The organism is Streptomyces sp. NBC_01788 (assembly GCF_035917575.1).
In the GTDB taxonomy this organism is placed as follows: Bacteria; Actinomycetota; Actinomycetes; order Streptomycetales; family Streptomycetaceae; genus Streptomyces.
Genome location: NZ_CP109090.1, coordinates 2,878,640 through 2,897,720 on the forward strand (window position 1 = coordinate 2,878,640; position 19,081 = coordinate 2,897,720).

Here is a 19,081-nt window from a genome sequence, read left to right on the forward strand (position 1 = left end):
CACCGACGGACCGGCACAACCCGACAGCACACAGGCGACACACAGCAGCGAGAGGTGATCGATGGGCGTCACGGACCCCGCCGGGCCGGTGATGGACCGGGACGAGGTGGACCGTGCGCTGGCGCGGCTCGGCGCGGAGCACGAGGCCATCGAGACCTCGCTGCTCGCCCTCCAGGACCACGCGGGCCGCAGACTCCTGGAGGGCGCCGAGCTGACCGGCGTCACCAAGGAGCGCTGGGCGGCCACGGAGGCGTCGATCACGCTGCTGTGGGCGTACTTCGACGCCTACAGCGGCGCCCTGCGCACCGCCCGTGAGATCCGCGCCCGCCGCCGCTGGTCCAGCCGCGAGGACCTGGTGGAGCTGACCGAGCTGCTGCGCGGCGAGGCCGTCACCGTCCCCGGCGCGGCCGTCGCGGGCGCGCCCGGTCCCGGCCGGCTCAGCCAGAGCTTCTCCCTGGTCACGCTGGTGGACCGGATGAACGAGCTGTACGCGGCCGGTCTTGACATGGTGGTCGCCGCCGACGCGGTGTGGTCGGCGCTGCCCGCGCGGATCGATCTGCTGGCCGCGGAGCTCCAGCGCACCCGCCGGCTCGCGCACTCGGTCGGCGTCCGCCCCGGCGAGCACCCGGCGGGCGACGACCTGGACCGCGTCACGCGCACGCTGACCGGGCTGCGCGCGGAGGTGATCTCCGATCCGCTCGCCTTCTGGGTGCCCGCGCAGGGCAGCTCGGCGCCGGGCGGCGGACGGCCGGACACCACGGTGTACGACCGTCAGGCGCGTGCCCTCGACGAGGTGCGCCGGGAGATCGAGGCCGTGCTCGGGGTGCGGCAGGACGCCGAGCAGCGGCTGATCAGGCTGCGGGACGTGCTCTCGCGCGCGGACCGCACCCTCGCCGAGGCGCGCACCGCGCGCGGCGAGGTGCTGGCGAAGATCGCCGCCACGGAGGTGCCGGTGGTCAGCGGTCCGCCGACCGCCCTCCAGGAGCAGCTGGCGACGGCCGCCGAGTACCGCAGGCAGGCCCGCTGGCACCGGCTGTCGCCGCTCCTGGAGTCTCTGGAGGAGAAGGCCGAGGACGAACTCCTGCGCGCCCGCGAGTCGTTGACGGCGGTCACCGCGCCGCTGGCGGTCCGTGCCGAGCTGCGCGGGCGGCTGGACGCGTACAAGGCGAAGGTGGCCCGGCACGGTCTGGCGGAGGACCCGCTGCTGGTCGAGCGGTACGACGCGGCGCGGCGCATGCTGTGGAGCGCGCCCTGCGACCTGCGGGTGGCCGAACAGGCCGTGCTGCGCTATCAGCAGGCGGCGGCCGAGCTGCTCGGCGGCTCCCGGGTGCCGGAGCCGGGCGGGCGCGAGGGACGGTAGGGGGAGTCATGAGTCAGGCGGGGCAGACCTGTCAGCGGCCGGACTGCGGCGGCACGTACGAGGACGTCGGCGGCGGCGAGCTGTACTGCGACACGTGCGGTCTCGCGCCGGTGGTCTCGCCGACCGGCATGGTGGGTTCGCCGCCCACCGGGGTCACCGGCGGCGGGGACTCGCGGGGTTCGGCGGGCAGCCGGGGTTCGGCGGGCAGTTCCCGTACGTCGTCGCAGTCGACGGGTTCCTCACGGTCCCGCCGCTCGGTGTCGGGGCGGCTGTCGCGGTCGCTGTCGGGCAGGGCGACCGGCCGCTCGGTTTCGGTGCGCAGCTCCGGCTCCACGACGGGCTCCTCGGGCCGCGGCCGGCTGGGCGCGGGTCTGGTGCAGGTGCCGCAGGTGCCGCGGCCCGACCCGCGTTCGATGGTGCTGGAGAACCCCGAGGTGCCGGAGCGCAAGCGGTTCTGCTCGCGCTCGGACTGCGGGGCGCCGGTCGGTCGCGCGCGAGGTGACCGGCCGGGCCGTACGGAGGGCTTCTGCACCAAGTGCGGGCACCCGTACTCCTTCGTGCCCAAGCTGAGGGCCGGGGACGTCGTCCACGGCCAGTACGAGGTCGTGGGCTGTCTGGCGCATGGCGGCCTGGGCTGGATCTACCTCGCCGTGGACCGGGCCGTCTCCGACCGCTGGGTGGTGCTCAAGGGCCTGCTGGACACCGGCGACCAGGACGCCATGGCGGCGGCGATCTCGGAGCGGCGGTTCCTGGCGGAGATCGAGCACGCCAACATCGTGCGGATCTACAACTTCGTCGAACACCTCGACCAGCGCACCGGCTCCCTCGACGGCTACATCGTGATGGAGTACGTCGGCGGCAAGTCGCTGAAGGAGATCGCCAACTCCCGCCGCACCTCGCAGGGCAGACGCGACCCGCTGCCGGTGGAGCAGGCCTGCGCGTACGGCATCGAGGCCCTGGAGGCGCTCGGCCATCTGCACAGCCGCAACCTGCTGTACTGCGACTTCAAGGTCGACAACGCGATCCAGACCGAGGACCAGCTCAAGCTGATCGACATGGGCGCGGTGCGCCGGATGGACGACGACGAGTCGGCCATCTACGGCACGGTCGGCTACCAGGCGCCCGAGGTCGCCGAGGTCGGCCCGTCGGTGGCCAGCGACCTGTACACGGTGGGCCGTACGCTCGCCGTCCTCACCTTCGACTTCCAGGGCTACACGAACGTCTTCGCGGACTCCCTGCCCGACCCGGACAACATCGAGGTCTTCCGCCAGTACGAGTCCTTCTACCGGCTCCTGGTCCGGGCGACCGATCCCGACCCGGCCCGCCGGTTCGCCTCGGCGCAGGAGATGGCCGAGCAGCTCACGGGTGTGCTGCGGGAGGTCGTGTCCTTGCAGACCGGCCGGGCGCGGCCGGCCCTTTCGACGCTGTTCGGCCCGGAACTGCGCGTGACGGACACGGAGTTGTTCCCGAAGCTGGACGGGGACGTGTCCCTGCTTGGGGCGCGGGTGACGCGCCCGCGCGGGTCCGCCGCGGCCCTCACGGCCGGTGCCGGGAACGGCCATGGTGCCCCGGGCGCGCCGAACGCTCCGGCCCATCCGGCCCTCGTCAAGCCCGCGGACGCGCCCGCCGCGGCGCTCGCCCTGCCGGTCCCCCACGTCGACCCGGGTGACCCGAACGCGGGTTTTCTCGCAGGCCTGTTGACGTCCGCGCCCGGCGAACTGGCGCACGCCCTCGCGGCGGTGCCCACCCAGTCGGCCGAAACCCGGCTGCGCCAGGTCCGCGCCCGGCTGGAGACCGGCGAGGCGGCCACGGCGCTGGAGGTCCTGCGCCAACTGGAGCGGAGCCACCCGGACGACTGGCGGGTCGTCTGGTACCGGGGCATGGTCTCCCTGGTCACCGGCGACCACGAGGAGGCGGCCCTCGCCTTCGACGCGGTCTACGACGCCTTCCCGGGCGAGGTCGCGCCGAAGCTCGCGCTCGGCCTGTGCGCCGAGGTGCTCGGCCAGCTCGACAACGCCGCCGAGTACTACCGCCTGGTGTGGTCGACCGACCCGAGCCAGGTCAGCGCCGCGTTCGGGCTGGCCCGCGTGCAGCTCGCCGGCGGCGACCGGATCGGCGCGGTGCGGACGCTGGAGTCCGTGCCGGGGTCCTCCATCCACTACACAGCGGCGCGTGTGGCGGCCGTGCGGGCACGGCTGCGGCACCGTACGGCGGCGGCCTCCGACACGCCGTTCCTGGACGATCTGACGGCCGCCTCCGGGCAGGTCGAGGCACTTCAGGCCTACGGTCTCGACCCGGCGCGGCGCGAGCTGTTGTCGGCGGAAGTCCTCGGCTGCGCCCTGGACTGGGTACTCTCCGGGGGCCGGGCCACCGACCCGGCCGCCCGGCGGGTGCTGCTCGGCAGCGACCTGGACGAGCGGGGACTCCGGTTCGGCCTGGAGCGTTCGTACCGCACGCTGGCCCGGCTGGCCCCCGGTGGCGAAGAGAGGATCGACCTGGTGGAACGTGCCAACCGTTACCGCCCCCGGACGTGGGTGTAGTTGATGTCGCAGATGCACCAGCAGGCCGCGCTGCCGAAGTGCCCGAGCTGTGCGGAGCCGCTCGAATCGGGTGACCGCTTCTGCGGCGCGTGCGGGTACGCCCTGTCCGCGGCCGCCGCGGGACCGGACGACACGCCGACGCTCACCATGGACCGCGGCGGTGTGCCGCGCCCGGCCGGACCCGGCGAGCGTGCCGACGACGCCGTATGGCCGCGCGCCCCGCACCCGGACGCCTCCGAGGCCCCACCGCGGCTGCATCTGCCGACGGACCTGCCGGGCACGGACTCCAACGGCTCCCCACTGCCGGCACCGGCACGACAGGCACAGCCGCAACCGGCCGCCCTGCCGCAACCGCAGGCTCCTGCACAGGCTTCAGCCCAGGGGCAGCCTCAACCGCAGGCCGCAGCTCAGGGGCAACCGCAGCCGCAGGGACAGGCGCAGCCGCAGGCTCATGCCCAGGCCCGGGCGGCGGTTCAGCCGCAGCCGCAGGCGCAGCCCCACCCCGAGCCTCGGACACAGCCCACGGCCCAGGCGCAGGCGGCGGGCGGACCGCAGCCGCAACCGGCAGCCCAGTCTCCGCGACAGCCGCAGCCACCGGCCCCAGCTCAGGCCGCAGTTCAGGGACAGCCGCAGCAGCCGCAAGGACACGCGCAGCCTCAACCGCAACCCGCCTCCGGCGTGCGGCTGGACCGGCCCGCGGAGCCCGACGAGTACCCCTTGCAGGCGCCGGACCCGCGCGTTCCCGCCGACGCCGACGACGCCGCCCCGGGCGAGGGCACCGCCGTGTGCGTGGCCTGCCGGGCCGGCCGGGTCGACAGCGACGGCTACTGCGAGAACTGCGGGCACGCCCAGCCGCGTGAACGCGACCACATGGAACAGGAGTCGGGCCCGATCGCCGCCGTCAGCGACCGCGGTCTGCGCCACCACCGCAACGAGGACGCCTTCGCCCTCGGCCGCACCGCGCTGCCCGACGGCTCGCCCGCCCTCGCGGCGGTCGTCTGCGACGGCGTTTCCTCCGCGACCCGCCCCGACGAAGCGTCCCTGGCCGCCTCACGAGCGGCGAGCGAGTCGCTGCTGGCCGCGCTGCCCCGGGGCACGCACCCGCAGCAGGCCATGCACGACGCGATCGTCGCCGCCGCGCAGGCGGTCGACGCGATCGCCGGGGAGCCCGCGCCGGAAGGCCGGCACTCCGCCCATCAGAACGCGCCGGCCTGCACGTTCGTCGGCGCGGTGGTCACCCCCGGGCTGCTGGTCGTCGGCTGGGTCGGCGACAGCCGCGCCTACTGGGTGCCGGTGGACCGCGGCGCGCCCGCGGCCCGGCTCACCGAGGACGACTCGTGGGCCGCACAGATGGTCTCGGCGGGCCTGATGTCCGAGGCGGAGGCCTACGCCGACGAGCGCGCCCACGCGATCACCGGCTGGCTCGGCGCGGACGCCTACGAACTGGAGCCGCACACGGCGTCGTTCAAGCCGGACCGGCCGGGAGTGGTCGTGGTGTGCACGGACGGGCTGTGGAACTACGCGGAAACGGCACGGGAGATGGCCGACGCCGTCCCCCTCGACGCCGCCGTGCGTCCGCTGCACAGCGCCCGGGTCCTGGTCGGCCACGCCCTCGACGGCGGGGGCCACGACAACGTAACAGTGGCCGTCCTGCCGTTCCCGGCCGCGCCGCAGGGGGCAGGATCGGCCTGAGGGACGTACGCCGGGACGCGTGACGGAAACCCCCGGCCGGCCCCTCAGCGCGGCGAAACTCCGAGGGCCGGCGGGGGCCGGTCCGTTCACAGTCGTCGTCCCCGTTCACGGGGTCCAGAGGGGGATCTGGGACAGCATGGCGAATTTCTCGAAGTCCAGCGTGCCGCAGTTCTCGGTGGACGTGTACCAGAACGAGTACCTGCCGGAGGGCGGCCGGGAGGTCAACGCGATCGTCACGGTCACCGCGACCGGCGGCGGCACGATCGGCGGCGCGGTCGCGGCACCGCACCTGTACACGCCCGGGCAGGGGCCGTCCGCCGCGGTGGCGATCATGGTCGACTGCTCGGGTTCGATGGACTACCCGCCGACGAAGATGCGCAACGCCCGGGACGCCACGGCGGCGGCGATCGAGACCCTGCGCGACGGTGTGCACTTCGCGGTGGTCGGCGGCACGCACGTGGCCAAGGAGGTGTATCCGGGCGGCGGCCGGCTCGCGGTCGTCGACTCGACCACCCGCGACCAGGCCAAGCAGGCGCTGCGCAGGCTCAGCGCGGGCGGCGGCACGGCCATCGGCACCTGGCTGCGGCTGGCCGACCGGCTGCTGTCCTCGGCCGACGTCGCCATCCGGCACGGCATCCTGCTCACCGACGGCCGCAACGAGCACGAGTCCCCGGAGGACCTGAAGCGGACGCTCGACGAGTGCGCGGGACGCTTCACGTGCGACGCGCGGGGTGTGGGCACCGACTGGGAAGTGAAAGAAGTCACACAGATCGCCTCCGCGCTGCTCGGCACCGCCGACATCGTCGCCGACCCGGCGGGCCTCGCCGCCGACTTCACGCGGATGATGGAGACGGCGATGGGCAAGGAGGTCGCGGACGTCCGGCTGCGGGTGTGGACGCCGGTGGGTACGACCATCAAGTTCGTCAAACAAGTCGCTCCGGCCGTGGAGGAGTTGACCGACCGCCGGGCCGAGGCGGGCCCACGCGCCGGGGACTATCCCACCGGCTCCTGGGGCGACGAGTCCCGCGACTACCACCTCTGTGTGGAGGTGCCCGCGGCCGGCATCGGCCGGGAGATGCTCGCCGCCCGTGTCTCCCTGGTGGTGCCCGCGCCGGACGGGACGGCGCACAACCTCGGGGCCCAGGGCCTGGTACGGGCCGTGTGGACCGACGACATGACCGCCTCCACCTCGATCAACCCGCAGGTGGCCCACTACACCGGGCAGGCCGAACTGGCCCAGGTCATCCAGCAGGGACTGGACCTTCGCAAGGCGGGCGATTTCGATGGAGCAACGGCCAAACTGGGCCGGGCCGTTCAGCTCGCCGGTGTTTCGGGGAACGCGGATACTGCGAAACTCCTTGCGAAGGTGGTGGACGTGGTCGACGTCGCGACGGGTACTGTGCGACTGAAAGCGAAGGTCGAAGAGGCCGACGAGATGACACTCGAAACCCGGTCCACCAAGACCGTTCGTGTGAAGAAGTGACGCGGGAACACCGCACAGGACAGCGAGCCCGGCCCCTCGGGGTGGGAGAAATCCGGCCGCAGCGGCCGGAGAAGGAGAAGGGGAAGCGCCGACATGCCGACCTGCCCGAACGGACACCAGTCGGGTTCCGACGACTGGTGCGAGGTGTGCGGTCACCGCATGGCCGGTGCCGTGCCTCCGCCTCCCCCGCCGCCCCCGGCCGGGGGCTACGGCTTCCCGCCCGCGCCGGGGCCCGGCGGCCACGGCCACCCGGGTGCGCCCGGTGGGCACCCGCACCTGTCCGGCGTGCCGGACTCCGAGCCGCAGCTCTGCCCGCAGTGCCGTACGCCCCGCGAGGGCGGGGCGCCGTTCTGCGAGGAGTGCCGGTGGAACTTCCTGACGAACACGGCGACCTCGTACACGCCGGCCGCGCCGCCCGGTGCCGCCCCTCGTTTCCCGCAGCCGCCCGGCCCGGGCTTCGGCGGCGACACCTTCGAGTACCAGGGCTCCCGGCCGTCCCAGATGAACCGGCCCGCCGAGCCGATCCCGCACGCCCCGCCCTACGGCACCGAGCCGCCGGGCCGCCCGGGCCCGCCGAACTTCGGCACCGAGCCTCCCGGCCGCCCGGGCCCGCCCAACTTCGGCACCGAACCCCCCGGCCGCCCCGGCCCGCCCAACTTCGGCGCGGACCCGTCACGGCCGGTTCCGCCGCCGCCCGGTGCCCCCGGAGCGCCCGGTGGTGGCCCGCAGATGTACCAGCAGTCCGGCCCGCCGGCTCCGCCCGTGTTCCCGCAGGAGACGGGCCGACCGCAGCGCGGCGCTGACGACGACTGGGTGATCTCCCCGCCGTCCGGCGGCCCGTCCGGTCCGGGCGTCCCGGGCCGTCCCGGCCAGACGGGCGGCTACGGCTACCCGCAGCCGGGTGCCACCCAGGCCCCGCCGGGACCGGCCTTCCCGCAGCACCCGCAGCAGCCCGCGACCTGGACGGCCACGATCGGTCCGGACCGCGACTACTTCATGGCGATGATGCACCGCTCGGGTCCCGAGGCCACGGGCCTGAACCTGCCCGCGTACTCGCCCGAGCAGCAGCGCACGCTCTCCGGCAACCAGGTCACCATCGGCCGCCGCCGGCACTCCACCGGTGACACCCCCGACATCGACCTGGCGGTCCCGCCGGAGGACCCGGGCGTCTCCCACCAGCACGCGGTGCTGGTCCAGCAGCCCGACGGCAGCTGGGCGGTGGTCGACCAGAACTCGACCAACGGCACCACGGTCAACGGCTCGGAGGACCCCATCCAGCCCTTCGTGCCGGTCCCCCTCCAGGACGGCGACCGCGTGCACGTGGGCGCGTGGACGACGATCACGATCAGGCGCGGCTAGCCGCGCCGGCCTCGGGTGCGGATCACGCCGTGACCGGCGGTCCCAGGTGCTGCCTCAGGGCAGGGACCTGGGCCTCCGGTCCTCGTCCGGCCGTCTGAGAGCATGGACGGGTGAATGAGATTCGGCGTGGCACGCTTCAGGAGCAGACCTTCTACGAGCAGGTCGGCGGCGAGGAGACCTTCCGCCGGCTGGTCCACCGTTTCTACGAGGGGGTGGCCCAGGACCCCGAGCTGCGGGCGATGTATCCCGAGGAGGACCTGGAACCGGCCGAGGAGCGGCTGCGGCTGTTCCTGATCCAGTACTGGGGCGGTCCGACGACGTACGGGGAGCGGCGCGGCCACCCGCGGCTGCGGATGCGGCACGCGCCCTTCCGGGTCGACCGGGCGGCGCACGACGCCTGGCTGCGGCACATGCGAGTGGCCGTCGACGAGATCGGCCTGTCGCAGGAGCACGAGCAGACGCTGTGGAACTACCTGACGTACGCGGCGGCGTCGATGGTGAACACGCCCGACTGAGCCACCGCGCAGAACCTGAGTACCGGATTCCGGTCGTTCGGTGCCGGAATCCGATCACGATCCGGTCAAACTCGGCCGACCACCGCTTACCCGCGCCGTGTCCCCTCTGACAACATCAGCGTAAAGATCTGGACAACGGCAGGGGGAGCCGGGTGGCGGGGTTCACGGGATTCGTCCTGCTGCGGGCACGGGCGCACCGGCTGCCGCTGGCCGCCGCTCTGCTCACGGTCCTGCTGACCACGGCGGTGCTGGCGACGCTCACCGCCTACTCGGGCGCGATCGGCGACGCGGCGCTGCGCCACTCCCTGCGGGACCCGCGCAACGCCGCCGACACCACCCTGGTGGTCCGCGGCGAAACGCAGTCCGAGGGGCGCGCGGCCGCCGACGCCGCAGTACGCGAGCAGGCCCGTGAGGCCTTCGACGGACTGCCGGTCACCGTGCGAACCCTGGTGCGCTCCGGCCCCTACGGTCTGCCGCTGTCCCTGCGGCCCCCGGCAACTCTCCCGCAGGCTCCCGACTCCGCCGAAGCGAGGGACGCCTCCGCCGACGAGCCGGACCTGACCTACTTCGCGGCCCTGGACCCCACGCAGGTGCGGCTCGTCTCCGGACGCCTGCCCAGCGCGACGGCGACGGGTGACGTCGAGGTCGCGCTGCCGCAGACCGCCGCGCAGCGCCTCGGTCTGAAGGCCGGTGCCCGGTTCGCCCTCACCGACCGCCTCGGCGGCGGGAAGGTCCACGCACGGATCACCGGGGTCTACCGCCCCACCCACGCCGATGCGCCGTACTGGCGGCTGGACGAGATGGACGGCCGGGGCGTCCGCAAGATCGGCTTCACGATGTACGGGCCGCTGCTGACCGACCCCGGCGTCGTCGACGGCGACAGGCTGAGCGCGGGGCAGAGCGCGTGGCAGGCGTCGGCGGAATTCTCCACGCTGACGACCGGGCGGATCGGGGCGCTGCGCGACGCGGTGCGCGAGAGCGCGGCGTCCCTGCGGGAGTCCACCGTGGTGAGCGGCACACCGGAGGTCACGAGCTCGCTGCCCGACGTCCTCGAACGGATCGACCGCTCCCTGCTCGTGGCCCGCTCGACCCTCCTGATCGCCGCGGTCCAACTGGCGCTGCTGGCCGGCTACGCGCTGCTGCTGGTGGCCCGGCTGCTCAGCACCGAGCGCGGCGCGGAGACACGCCTGCTGCGGGCCCGCGGCGGCTCCCGCGCCCGGCTCGCGGGCCTCGCCGCGACGGAAGCGCTGCTGCTCGCCGTGCCCGCCGTGGCCTGCGCGCCGCTGCTGGCGGGGCCGCTGACCGGGCTGCTGGCCGGGCAGGGCGCCCTGGCCCGGATCGGACTGCACCCGGACATCTCCACGACCGGGCGTCCCGGGGTCTGGCTGGTGGCGGCTGCCGTGGCCCTCGGCTGTGCGATGGCGGTGACGCTGCCCGCGCTGACCTCGTCGTTCGCGGCAGGACCGCGGTCCCGTCCGCTGCCCGCGCCACTGCGCGCCGGCGCGGACCTTGGCCTGCTGGCGGTGGCCGGTGTGGCGTACTGGCAGCTGAACCGGCACCCCTCCGGCGCGGTCGGCGGCGACCTCACGGGCACGCTCGGCATCGACCCGCTGCTGGTCGTCGCGCCCGCGCTGGCCCTGCTGGCCGGAACGGTACTGACGCTGCGGCTGCTGCCGCCGGTGGCCCGGCTGGCCGAGCGCCGTGCGACCGGGGGCCGCGGGCTGCCGGCCGCACTGGCGGGCTGGCAGTTCAGCCGCCGCCCCATGCGCGGCGCCGGGCCGGTGCTGCTGCTCGTGCTCGCCGTCGCGCTGGGCATGCTGGCGATCGGTCAGGACGCCTCCTGGAACCGTTCGCAGGACGACCAGGCCGACTTCCGGGCGGGTGCGCCGGTGCGCGTGCTGGCCGCCGGCGAGGGGGAACTCGGCCGCACCGAGCAGTACGCGGCCATCCCGCCCGTACGCTCCGCCGCCCCCGCCGTCCGCGCCCCGCTGCCGCTGGCCGGCGACCGCACCGCGACCCTGATCGCGCTGGACACCGCGAACGCGGCGGACACGCTGCTGATGCGCTCCGACCTGGCGTCGCAGCCGGTGCGGTCGCTGCTGGCGGGGCTCGCCCCGAAGAGCCCGACGGCGGGACTGAAGGTGCCCGCCGGGACGGCCCGCCTGCGGCTGACGGCCGCCATCCGCGGCTCCGGTACGAGGATGCCGGTGGACCTGGCGGTCACCGTCGAGGACGACCGCGGGGCGCTGTACCGCGTGCCGATGGGCACCCTGCCCGCCGACGGCCGCTCGCACCCCCTGGACCTGGACCTCCCCGCGGGCATCGGGCCCCTCACCCTCGTCGGCCTCGACCTGTCCCTGAGCCAGCCCTTCGACGTCGCCGAGCGGCACCACCTCACCGTCTCCGAGGCGACCGCCACCGGCATCGACGGGACGGTACGACGCCTGAGCGCGCCGACGGCCTGGACGGCGACCTCGGCCGTCAGCACCAACGCCTCGCCTCCCGCCGACGCCGCCCCGGCCAAGGCGGCCGTGACGTCCGCCCGCCCGCTGACCGTCACCTACGGCACCGGATACGTGCCGCACGACCAGGTCCGGGCCTCGGGCACGGTGACGGTGCAGCTCCAGGTGGTGCAGCCCGCGCAGCCGGAGATCGCGGCCGTGGCGACCGACCGCTTCCTGGAGTCCACGAGCGCCCACGAGGGGCAGCGGGTGGACGTGACCGTCGCCGGCCAGAGCGTTCCGGTCCGGATCGTGCGTGCGGTACGGGCGCTGCCGACCACGGGCGTCGGCGAACAAGGCGGTTCCCCGGACGCCGTGCACGACGGCGGAGGTCTGCTGTTGGACCTGCGTTCGTACAACCGGCTGCTCCAGTCGGGCTCCGGCGGCCGGGCCGCGCCCACCGAATGGTGGCTGCGCACCGACCCCCACCGGTCGGCGGACGTGGCCGCGGTCCTGCGGGCCCTGCCCGACGTCGACCCGGAGCAGGTGATCGTGCGGGACGAGATCGCCGACCAGTTGCGCGACGACCCGTTCGGCGCCGGGCCGGCGGCCGCCTTCACCGCGGCCGCCGTGGTCGCGGCGGCGCTGGCCGCCGTCGGCTTCGTGGTCGGCGCGGTCGGGACCCGGAGGGAGCGGGACGCCGAGTTCGCCGTCCTGTGCGCGCTCGGCACCCCGCGCCGCCAGCTGGCCCGGACGCTCGCCGTCGAGCAGGGCGTGCTGGTGGCCCTGGCGGTGGCGGTCGGCGCGGCCCTGGGCGCCGTGCTGGCCCGCGCCGTGATCCCGCTGATCGTGCTGACCGGGCAGGCCACGAAACCGCTGCCGGCCGTCCTGGTCGAACTGCCGGCCGCCCGGGTGGCCCTGCTGCTCACGGCCGTCGCCGCCGCGCCGCTCGTCGTCACGGCGGTGCTGATCCTGCGCCGGCCCGACCCGGCGCTGTCCCTTCGAGACCGCGGAGGTGAGTGAGCTGAACGCCGTCACTCCCGCCTGGGTCCGGGTACGCCTGCGCACCGCGCCGGGTGCCGCGGCCGCCCTCGCCCTGCTGGTCGCGCTGACCGCGTGCCTGGCGGCCGCGTTCCCCCGCGCGCTCGACCGGTACGAGAGCGCCGGTCTGGCCCGGGCCGTCGACCGGGCGACCCCGCCGCGCACCACCTTCACGATGTACGCCCCGCTGCCCGACGCCGAGGCCTCGGACCGGCAGCGTGAGCAGGCACTGCTGCCGCCCGCCCTGGGCCGGCAACAGGCCAAGGTCCTCGACACCGTCCCGCGCCCGCTGGTCGCCGACCCCGGCCAGTCGTCGTACGGGGTCACGAACGTCACCGCCCTCGCCGTCCACGACCCCTGGATCCCCCAGCCCAGCGGGCTGCCCGCGAAGGTGCGCCTGGTCGCGCCCGGCGGGCTGGCCGAGCACTCCTCGGTGCGCGAGGGCCGGGTGCCTCGGGCGACCGGGCGGGTGACGGCCTCGACCCTGGACGTGGAGGCCGCCGTCAGCGCCGCGACGGCCAGGAGCCTGCACATCAAGGTGGGTTCGGTCATCCACGTACCCGCCATGTCCGGCCCGCCGCTCGTGGTCCGCGTCACCGGCATACTCACCCCGCGCGAGCCCGACGGCGCCTACTGGTCGACCATGCCGCTGCTGCGCACCCCGGCTCTGATGGAGGTGCTCTCGGACAGTCCCGAACCACCGAAGTACTGGCTCGGCGCCCTGCTCCTGCCGTCCGAGGCCGCGCCCGCCCTGACGGGCACCGCGGGGAACCCCCTGCGCTACTGGCAGGTGGCTCCCGACCCCCGCTCCCTGCACGCCCACGACCTGGAGGGCCTGAAGTCCGCGGTCGCGAGCCTGAAGTCCGGGCCGGGCCTGGTGCGCATGCGTGCGGCCACCGATCCCGCCGCACAGGTGGACACCAGCCTCGACGACGTCCTCCTGTCCTACAGCCGGCTGAGCTCCGGCATCACCCCGCTGGTCGCGGTCGCCGCGTTCGGCAGCGCGACGGTCGCCGCCGTGGTCCTGCTGATGGCCGGTGGCCTGGCCGCCGACCGCCGCCGCCTCGAACTCACCCTGCTGCGCGCCCGCGGCGCCTCCCTGCCCGGTCTGGCGGGCCGGCTGATCGCCGAGACGGCGGTGGTCGCCGTGCCCGCCGGGGCGCTCGGACTGGGTGCGGCCCTGCTCGCCGTCCCCGGAGGCCGTCCGGGTTACGCCGTGCTCGCGGCCGCCGTGGTCACCGTCGTCGCCTGTGCCGCGCTGCCCGTACGCGCCGTGATCGCGCACCGCGCGGTCCGCGTCCACGGACCGCGCGAGGACACGGTGTCCGTACGTCCCTCCCAGCGCCGTACGGTCGCCGAGCTGACGCTGCTGGTGATCGCGGCGGCAGCGGTGGAGGCACTGCGGCGGTACGGGGTCGCGGGTTCCGCGGAGGACGCCGGCGCCTCGGACGGTTCGGGGGGCCAACTGGTGTCCCTGGCACCGGTGCTGGTGGGTGTGATCGCGGCCCTGGTGCTGGTCCGCCTGTACCCGTGGCCGTTGCGCTGGCTGATGCGTCCGGCCGGCCGGCTGCGCGGGGTGGTGGGCCATCTGTCCCTGGCCCGCGCGGGCCGCACGTCCGTCCCGTCGGTGCTGCCCCTGCTGGCACTGCTGACCGCGCTCACCACCGCCGCCTTCGGCGGCTCCGTACTGGCCGGGGTGGCCGGGGCCCGCGACCAGGCGGCCCTGCTCGCCGTCGGCGCCGACGCCCGCGTCGAGGGCACCGAACCGCTGCCGGACGGGCTGTCCGACCGGGTCCGCCGGGCACCGGGCGTGCGGACCGTCACCGAAGTGAGCATGGACTACCAGGCCAGGACGGAGACGAACGCGCGGACATCCGTGGCGGGCGTCGACCCGGCGGCCTACGCGTCCCTGGCCGAACGCACCGGGCTCGGCGCCTTCCCCGAGGAGCGGTTGCGGCGGCCCGCCGACTCCGGGGCTCCGCTGCCGGCACTGGCCTCCCCCTCGGTCGCCGAGAAGTACGGCACCCAGCCGTTGTCGCTGCAGCTCGGCGACGGGACCGAGGTGAGCATCCGGATCGCCGTCGTCCGGGACCGGACTCCGGCCGTCATCGGCACCGACTTCCTGGTCGTGGACCGGGCCGGGCTGAGCCGCGAGAAGGCCCGTACGAGCGCGCTGCTGCTGACCGGCGACCACCTCGAGGCGGGCGCCCTGCGCCGGGCGGCAGGCACGGACGTGTCCGTGACGACGCGGGCCGGGGAACGCGGCGAGTACGTCGACTCGCCCCTCCAGTCCGGCGCAGAGCGCATCTACATGGTGGCGGTGGCCGCCGGTGCCGGCTACGCCGTCCTGGCGCTGCTCCTCGCACTGCTGCGGGCAGCCCCCGAGCGGGCCGCGCTCCTCGCCCGCCTGCGCACCATGGGCCTCACTCGCGCGCAGGGCCGCCGCCTGCTCGTCCTGGAGTCGCTGCCCCAGGCGCTGCTCGCCGCGGCGGGCGGAGCGCTGACGGGCTGGGCGACCGTCCTGCTGCTCTCGCCCGGCATCGACCTGACGGCCGTCGCGCTGCCGTCGTCGGCGCTGTCCGCCGGCGGGAACGAGCTGCGGACCGATCCCCTCTCGCTGGCCCTGCCGGCCGTGGCCGTGCTGCTGCTGACGGTGGGCATCGCCGTGGGCCAGGCGTGGTGGACGGGACGCAGGGGATCGGTGCGGGAGCTGAGAGCGGGGGACGCGAGATGAACCGACCGGACGACCGCCACAGCCGCAGTAGCCGCCGTAGCCGCCGTAGCCGCCGCGCAGGAGAGCCCCGATGACGACGAACCCCACGCTGGCCGACCTGGCCGAGCGCGCCACCGCGAGCCGCACCCGCCCGGCCTACGGGCACGACGCGGTGATCAGCTGCGACCGCCTGGTCCGCATCTTCACCGCCGACGGCGTGGAGGTCCAGGCCCTCCAGGGCCTGGACCTGCTGGTCCGCGAGGGCGAACTGATGGCCCTCGTCGGCGCCTCCGGCAGCGGCAAGTCCACCCTGATGAACATCCTCGCCGGGCTGGACACGCCCACGGCAGGCGCGGCCCGGGTCGGGGACCACGACCTGCTCGCCATGACCGCGAAGGACCGTCTCCGCTACCGCCGCGAGGTCGTCGGCTTCGTCTGGCAGCAGACCGCCCGCAACCTGCTGCCGTACCTGACGGCGACACAGAACGTCGAACTGCCAATGCAGTTGTCCGGTGACCGCGGGCGAAGCCGCCGCGCCAAGGCCGAACGTGCCGTGGAACTACTGGAGTTGCTGGGGGTGGGCGACTGCCGGGACCGCCGCCCGCACCAGATGTCGGGCGGCCAGCAGCAGCGGGTGGCGATCGCGGTGGCCCTCGCCAACAACCCCGCGGTGCTGCTCGCCGACGAGCCCACCGGCGAACTGGACTCCCACACCGGCGAGCAGATCTTCGCCGCCTTCCGCACCGCCAACGAGCGTCTGGGCACGACCGTCGTCATCGTCACCCACGACCAGACGGTGGCCGGCGAGGTCCGCCGCACGGTCGCCATCCGCGACGGCCGCACCTCCACCGAGGTGCTGCGCCGCAGCGAGGTGGACGAGGCGACCGGCGACGAGACGCTGGTGAGCCGCGAGTACGCCATGCTCGACCGGGCCGGCCGTCTGCAACTGCCCGCCGAGTACACGCGGGCCCTGGGGATGCGTGACCGGGTGGCGCTGGAGCTGGAACCCGACCACATCGCGGTGCGGCCGGACGACAGCGAGGGAAGCTGAGCGCCGCTCGCGGTCAGCGGACGCTGACGCCCAGGCTGCCGAGTCCGGCTTCCGCGCGCCGTACCGCGATCGACCCGTACGGGGTCCGCAGCCGCAGCCAAGTCCCCGACGAGAGCAGCGCGAGGTCCTCCTCGCCGGAGGCCGCCGGGGGCCGTGAGTTAACGCCCTCGCCGGCAGTGGCGGGCGGCCTGAGGAACCGCAGCGACTGCGCCGCGTGCACGGCTCGCACGGGCAGTTGGGTCCCGCCGACCAGCCGGGACCAGATCTCCCGCCCGATCCGGTCGAGTTCGGCGCGTGTGCGGTGCTCCTGCGCCAACTCCCCCGTACGGGTACGGAACTCGGTGACCGCGGCGGCCACCGTCGCACCCAGGGCGCCGGCCGGAGGCAGACCCGGCTCGGTCCGCCAGCCGCCGCGCGGGGGCAGGACGCCCGCCCACGGCGGCCCGGTCACCGCCGCCGGGACGACGGCCGTGACCGTCGACTCGTCGACGGACTCAAGCAGTTCACCGGCGGAGACGGTCACGTCGAGGGTGGTGTCGGGCTCGTTCCGGTACGGCTCGGCGAGCCGCACCGTGCGCACCGCCAGCACCTCGAAGGACGCCGGCCGTCCGAAGACTGCGAGCGCGGTTCCCGCCGCCTGGAGCCGCACCGCGGCGGAACGGTCGTAGTGCAGCAGCCGGGAGAGGAAGGCGGCGAGGTCCGCCGCCTCCGTCTCGTCGGCGAGGTGGAGGACCGTCATGCGGCGACGGCCTCCTCCTTGTCGCCCGCGTCGGTGTACTCCTCGAGGAACTCGCGCTCCTCCGCGGTGATCCGGCGCGGGCGCTGCGCCTCGAAGTCGAACGGCACGATCACCGTCGAGGCGCGGACATAGATCTGGTCGCCGTCCTTGACCTCGTAGGTGAGGGTGAAGGACGCCGCCTTGATCTCGGTGACCCACAGCTCGATGTCCACCGGCGCGTGCCGGTGGACGAGCTGGCGCTTGTAGTCGATCTCGTGACGCGCCACCACGGACCCCTGCTTGAACTCCTTGTCCGGGCGGAACAGGAAATCGATGCGTGCCTCCTCCAGGTAGCGGAGGAACACCACGTTGTTGACGTGGCCGTACGCGTCCATGTCCGCCCAGCGCAGCGGGCAGCGGTAGATGTGGCGCATCTGCTTCGATCAGCCCCGGGTCAGCTTCTTGTAGGTGGCGCGGTGCGGCCGTGCGGCGTCCGGGCCGAGCCGCTCGATCTTGTTCTTCTCGTACGACTCGAAGTTGCCCTCGAACCAGAACCACTTGGACTCGCCCTCGTAGGCGAGGATGTGCGTCGCCACGCGGTCCAGGAACCACCGGTCGTGGGAGACGACGACGGCGCAGCCGGGGAACTCGAGGAGCGCGTTCTCCAGGCTGGACAGGGTCTCGACGTCGAGGTCGTTGGTCGGCTCGTCGAGGAGCAGCAGGTTGCCGCCCTGCTTCAGGGTGAGCGCCAGGTTGAGGCGGTTGCGCTCACCGCCGGAGAGCACACCGGCGGGCTTCTGCTGGTCCGGGCCCTTGAAGCCGAACGCGGACACGTACGCCCGGGACGGCATCTCGACCTGGCCGACGTTGATGTAGTCCAGCTCGTCGGAGACGACGGCCCACAGCGTCTTCTTCGGGTCGATGTTCGCCCGGCTCTGGTCGACGTACGAGATCTTGACGGTCTCGCCGACCTTGATGCTGCCGGAGTCCGGCTCCTCGAAGCCCTGGATCATCTTGAACAGCGTGGTCTTGCCCGCGCCGTTCGGACCGATGACGCCGACGATGCCGTTGCGGGGCAGCGTGAAGGAGAGGTCGTCGATGAGGACCTTCTCGCCGAAGGCCTTGTTGAGGTTGTTGACCTCGACGACGATGCTGCCCAGGCGCGGGCCCGGCGGGATCTGGATCTCCTCGAAGTCCAGCTTCCGCATCTTCTCGGCCTCGGCGGCCATCTCCTCGTAGCGGGCCAGACGCGCCTTGGACTTGGCCTGCCGCCCCTTGGCGTTGGACCGCACCCACTCCAGCTCGTCCTTGAGCCGCTTCTGCCGCTTGGCGTCCTTCTGGCCCTCGACCTTGAGGCGGGTGGCCTTGGTCTCCAGGTACTTGGAGTAGTTGCCCTCGTAGCCGTGGAGGCGGCCGCGGTCCACCTCGCAGATCCAGCCGGCGACGTTGTCCAGGAAGTACCGGTCGTGGGTGACGGCCACGACGGTGCCCTCGTACTTGGCCAGGTGCTGCTCGAGCCAGTTCACCGACTCGGCGTCGAGGTGGTTGGTGGGCTCGTCGAGCAGCAGCAGGTCGGGCTGCTCGAGGAGCAGCTTGCACAGCGCGACACGGCGGCGCTCACCACCGGAGAGCTTGGTGACGGCCCAGTCGCCGGGCGGGCAGCCCAGGGCGTCCATGGCCTGCTCCAGCTGGGCGTCGAGGTCCCAGGCGTTGGCGTGGTCGAGCTCCTCCTGGAGCTTGCCCATCTCGTCGAGCAGCGCGTCGGAGTAGTCAGTGGCCATGAGCTCGGCGATCTCGTTGAACCGGTCGAGCTTGCCCTTGATCTCGGCGACGCCCTCCTGGACGTTCTCAAGGACCGTCTTGTCCTCGGTCAGCGGGGGCTCCTGCAGCAGGATGCCGACGCTGTAGCCGGGCGACAGGTACGCGTCACCGTTGGACGGCTGCTCCAGCCCCGCCATGATCTTCAGCACGGTCGACTTACCGGCACCGTTCGGACCGACGACGCCGATCTTGGCACCCGGAAGGAAGTTCAGGGTGACGTCGTCGAGAATCACCTTGTCGCCGTGCGCCTTGCGCGCCTTGCGCATGGTGTAAATGAACTCAGCCAAGAGAAACCGTCCGGCAGCTTGAAATCAGGCAGTGGGCAGATACACCCCATCTTGCCGTAC

The 19,081-nt window shown here is 73.9% G+C and carries 12 protein-coding genes; 9 read left to right on the top strand and 3 right to left on the bottom strand.

Features of this window, described 5'->3' with window-relative positions; genetic code table 11:
- Nucleotides 1-61: 61 nt before the first annotated feature.
- The 9 genes from OIE49_RS13235 (at nucleotide 62) to OIE49_RS13275 (ending at nucleotide 16,195) form a co-directional block, all read left to right on the top strand.
- Nucleotides 62-1,360 (top strand): hypothetical protein, encoded by a 1,299-nt coding sequence (locus OIE49_RS13235; RefSeq protein ID WP_326802487.1) that lies wholly within the window; start codon nucleotides 62-64, stop codon nucleotides 1,358-1,360.
- Between the two features lie 8 nt (nucleotides 1,361-1,368).
- Complete coding sequence (locus OIE49_RS13240) at nucleotides 1,369-3,900, top strand: serine/threonine-protein kinase (RefSeq protein ID WP_326802488.1); 2,532 nt, start codon at nucleotides 1,369-1,371, stop codon at nucleotides 3,898-3,900.
- Nucleotides 3,901-4,047: 147 nt separating this feature from the next.
- Nucleotides 4,048-5,592: a protein phosphatase 2C domain-containing protein gene (locus OIE49_RS13245; RefSeq protein ID WP_442812346.1), complete on the top strand. Its 1,545-nt coding sequence runs from the start codon at nucleotides 4,048-4,050 to the stop codon at nucleotides 5,590-5,592.
- 136 nt (nucleotides 5,593-5,728) lie between these two features.
- Complete coding sequence (locus tag OIE49_RS13250; RefSeq protein ID WP_326802490.1) at nucleotides 5,729-7,075, top strand: VWA domain-containing protein; 1,347 nt, start codon at nucleotides 5,729-5,731, stop codon at nucleotides 7,073-7,075.
- Nucleotides 7,076-7,168: 93 nt separating this feature from the next.
- Nucleotides 7,169-8,434, top strand: coding sequence for an FHA domain-containing protein (locus tag OIE49_RS13255; RefSeq protein ID WP_326802491.1), 1,266 nt, complete (start codon nucleotides 7,169-7,171; stop codon nucleotides 8,432-8,434).
- A gap of 110 nt (nucleotides 8,435-8,544) precedes the next feature.
- Nucleotides 8,545-8,949 (top strand): globin, encoded by a 405-nt coding sequence (locus tag OIE49_RS13260; RefSeq protein WP_326802492.1) that lies wholly within the window; start codon nucleotides 8,545-8,547, stop codon nucleotides 8,947-8,949.
- 152 nt (nucleotides 8,950-9,101) lie between these two features.
- Nucleotides 9,102-12,413: an FtsX-like permease family protein gene (locus OIE49_RS13265; RefSeq protein WP_326802493.1), complete on the top strand. Its 3,312-nt coding sequence runs from the start codon at nucleotides 9,102-9,104 to the stop codon at nucleotides 12,411-12,413.
- A 1-nt stretch (nucleotide 12,414) separates the two neighbouring features.
- On the top strand, nucleotides 12,415-15,165 hold the full coding sequence (locus OIE49_RS13270; protein WP_403321833.1) for an ABC transporter permease: 2,751 nt from the start codon (nucleotides 12,415-12,417) through the stop codon (nucleotides 15,163-15,165).
- 70 nt (nucleotides 15,166-15,235) lie between these two features.
- The gene (locus OIE49_RS13275; RefSeq protein WP_326802495.1) at nucleotides 15,236-16,195 is read left to right on the top strand and encodes an ABC transporter ATP-binding protein; all 960 of its coding nucleotides are present in this window, start codon (nucleotides 15,236-15,238) and stop codon (nucleotides 16,193-16,195) included.
- Between the two features lie 13 nt (nucleotides 16,196-16,208).
- Here the strand turns inward: OIE49_RS13275 and OIE49_RS13280 are convergent, their stop codons facing one another.
- From OIE49_RS13280 to ettA, 3 genes are read right to left on the bottom strand one after another with little or no spacing between them, the layout of a single operon-like run.
- Nucleotides 16,209-16,934, bottom strand: coding sequence for a hypothetical protein (locus OIE49_RS13280; protein ID WP_326802496.1), 726 nt, complete (start codon nucleotides 16,932-16,934; stop codon nucleotides 16,209-16,211).
- Nucleotides 16,931-17,347 (bottom strand): acyl-CoA thioesterase, encoded by a 417-nt coding sequence (locus tag OIE49_RS13285; protein WP_326802497.1) that lies wholly within the window; start codon nucleotides 17,345-17,347, stop codon nucleotides 16,931-16,933. Before OIE49_RS13285 ends, OIE49_RS13280 begins: the two co-directional genes overlap by 4 nt.
- Nucleotides 17,348-17,356: 9 nt before the next feature.
- Nucleotides 17,357-19,021, bottom strand: coding sequence for an energy-dependent translational throttle protein EttA (ettA, locus tag OIE49_RS13290; protein WP_100566784.1), 1,665 nt, complete (start codon nucleotides 19,019-19,021; stop codon nucleotides 17,357-17,359).
- Nucleotides 19,022-19,081: the final 60 nt, after the last annotated feature.

What these genes read in the sequence shown, in the direction of transcription:
- OIE49_RS13280 (WP_326802496.1), bottom strand. Translation starts at nt 16,934, where the DNA reads ATGACGGTCCTCCACCTCGCCGACGAGACGGAGGCGGCGGACCTCGCC.
- OIE49_RS13240 (WP_326802488.1), top strand. Translation starts at nt 1,369, where the DNA reads ATGAGTCAGGCGGGGCAGACCTGTCAGCGGCCGGACTGCGGCGGCACG.
- OIE49_RS13285 (WP_326802497.1), bottom strand. Translation starts at nt 17,347, where the DNA reads ATGCGCCACATCTACCGCTGCCCGCTGCGCTGGGCGGACATGGACGCG.
- OIE49_RS13250 (WP_326802490.1), top strand. Translation starts at nt 5,729, where the DNA reads ATGGCGAATTTCTCGAAGTCCAGCGTGCCGCAGTTCTCGGTGGACGTG.
- OIE49_RS13255 (WP_326802491.1), top strand. Translation starts at nt 7,169, where the DNA reads ATGCCGACCTGCCCGAACGGACACCAGTCGGGTTCCGACGACTGGTGC.
- OIE49_RS13245 (WP_442812346.1), top strand. Translation starts at nt 4,048, where the DNA reads ATGGACCGCGGCGGTGTGCCGCGCCCGGCCGGACCCGGCGAGCGTGCC.
- OIE49_RS13275 (WP_326802495.1), top strand. Translation starts at nt 15,236, where the DNA reads ATGACGACGAACCCCACGCTGGCCGACCTGGCCGAGCGCGCCACCGCG.
- OIE49_RS13235 (WP_326802487.1), top strand. Translation starts at nt 62, where the DNA reads ATGGGCGTCACGGACCCCGCCGGGCCGGTGATGGACCGGGACGAGGTG.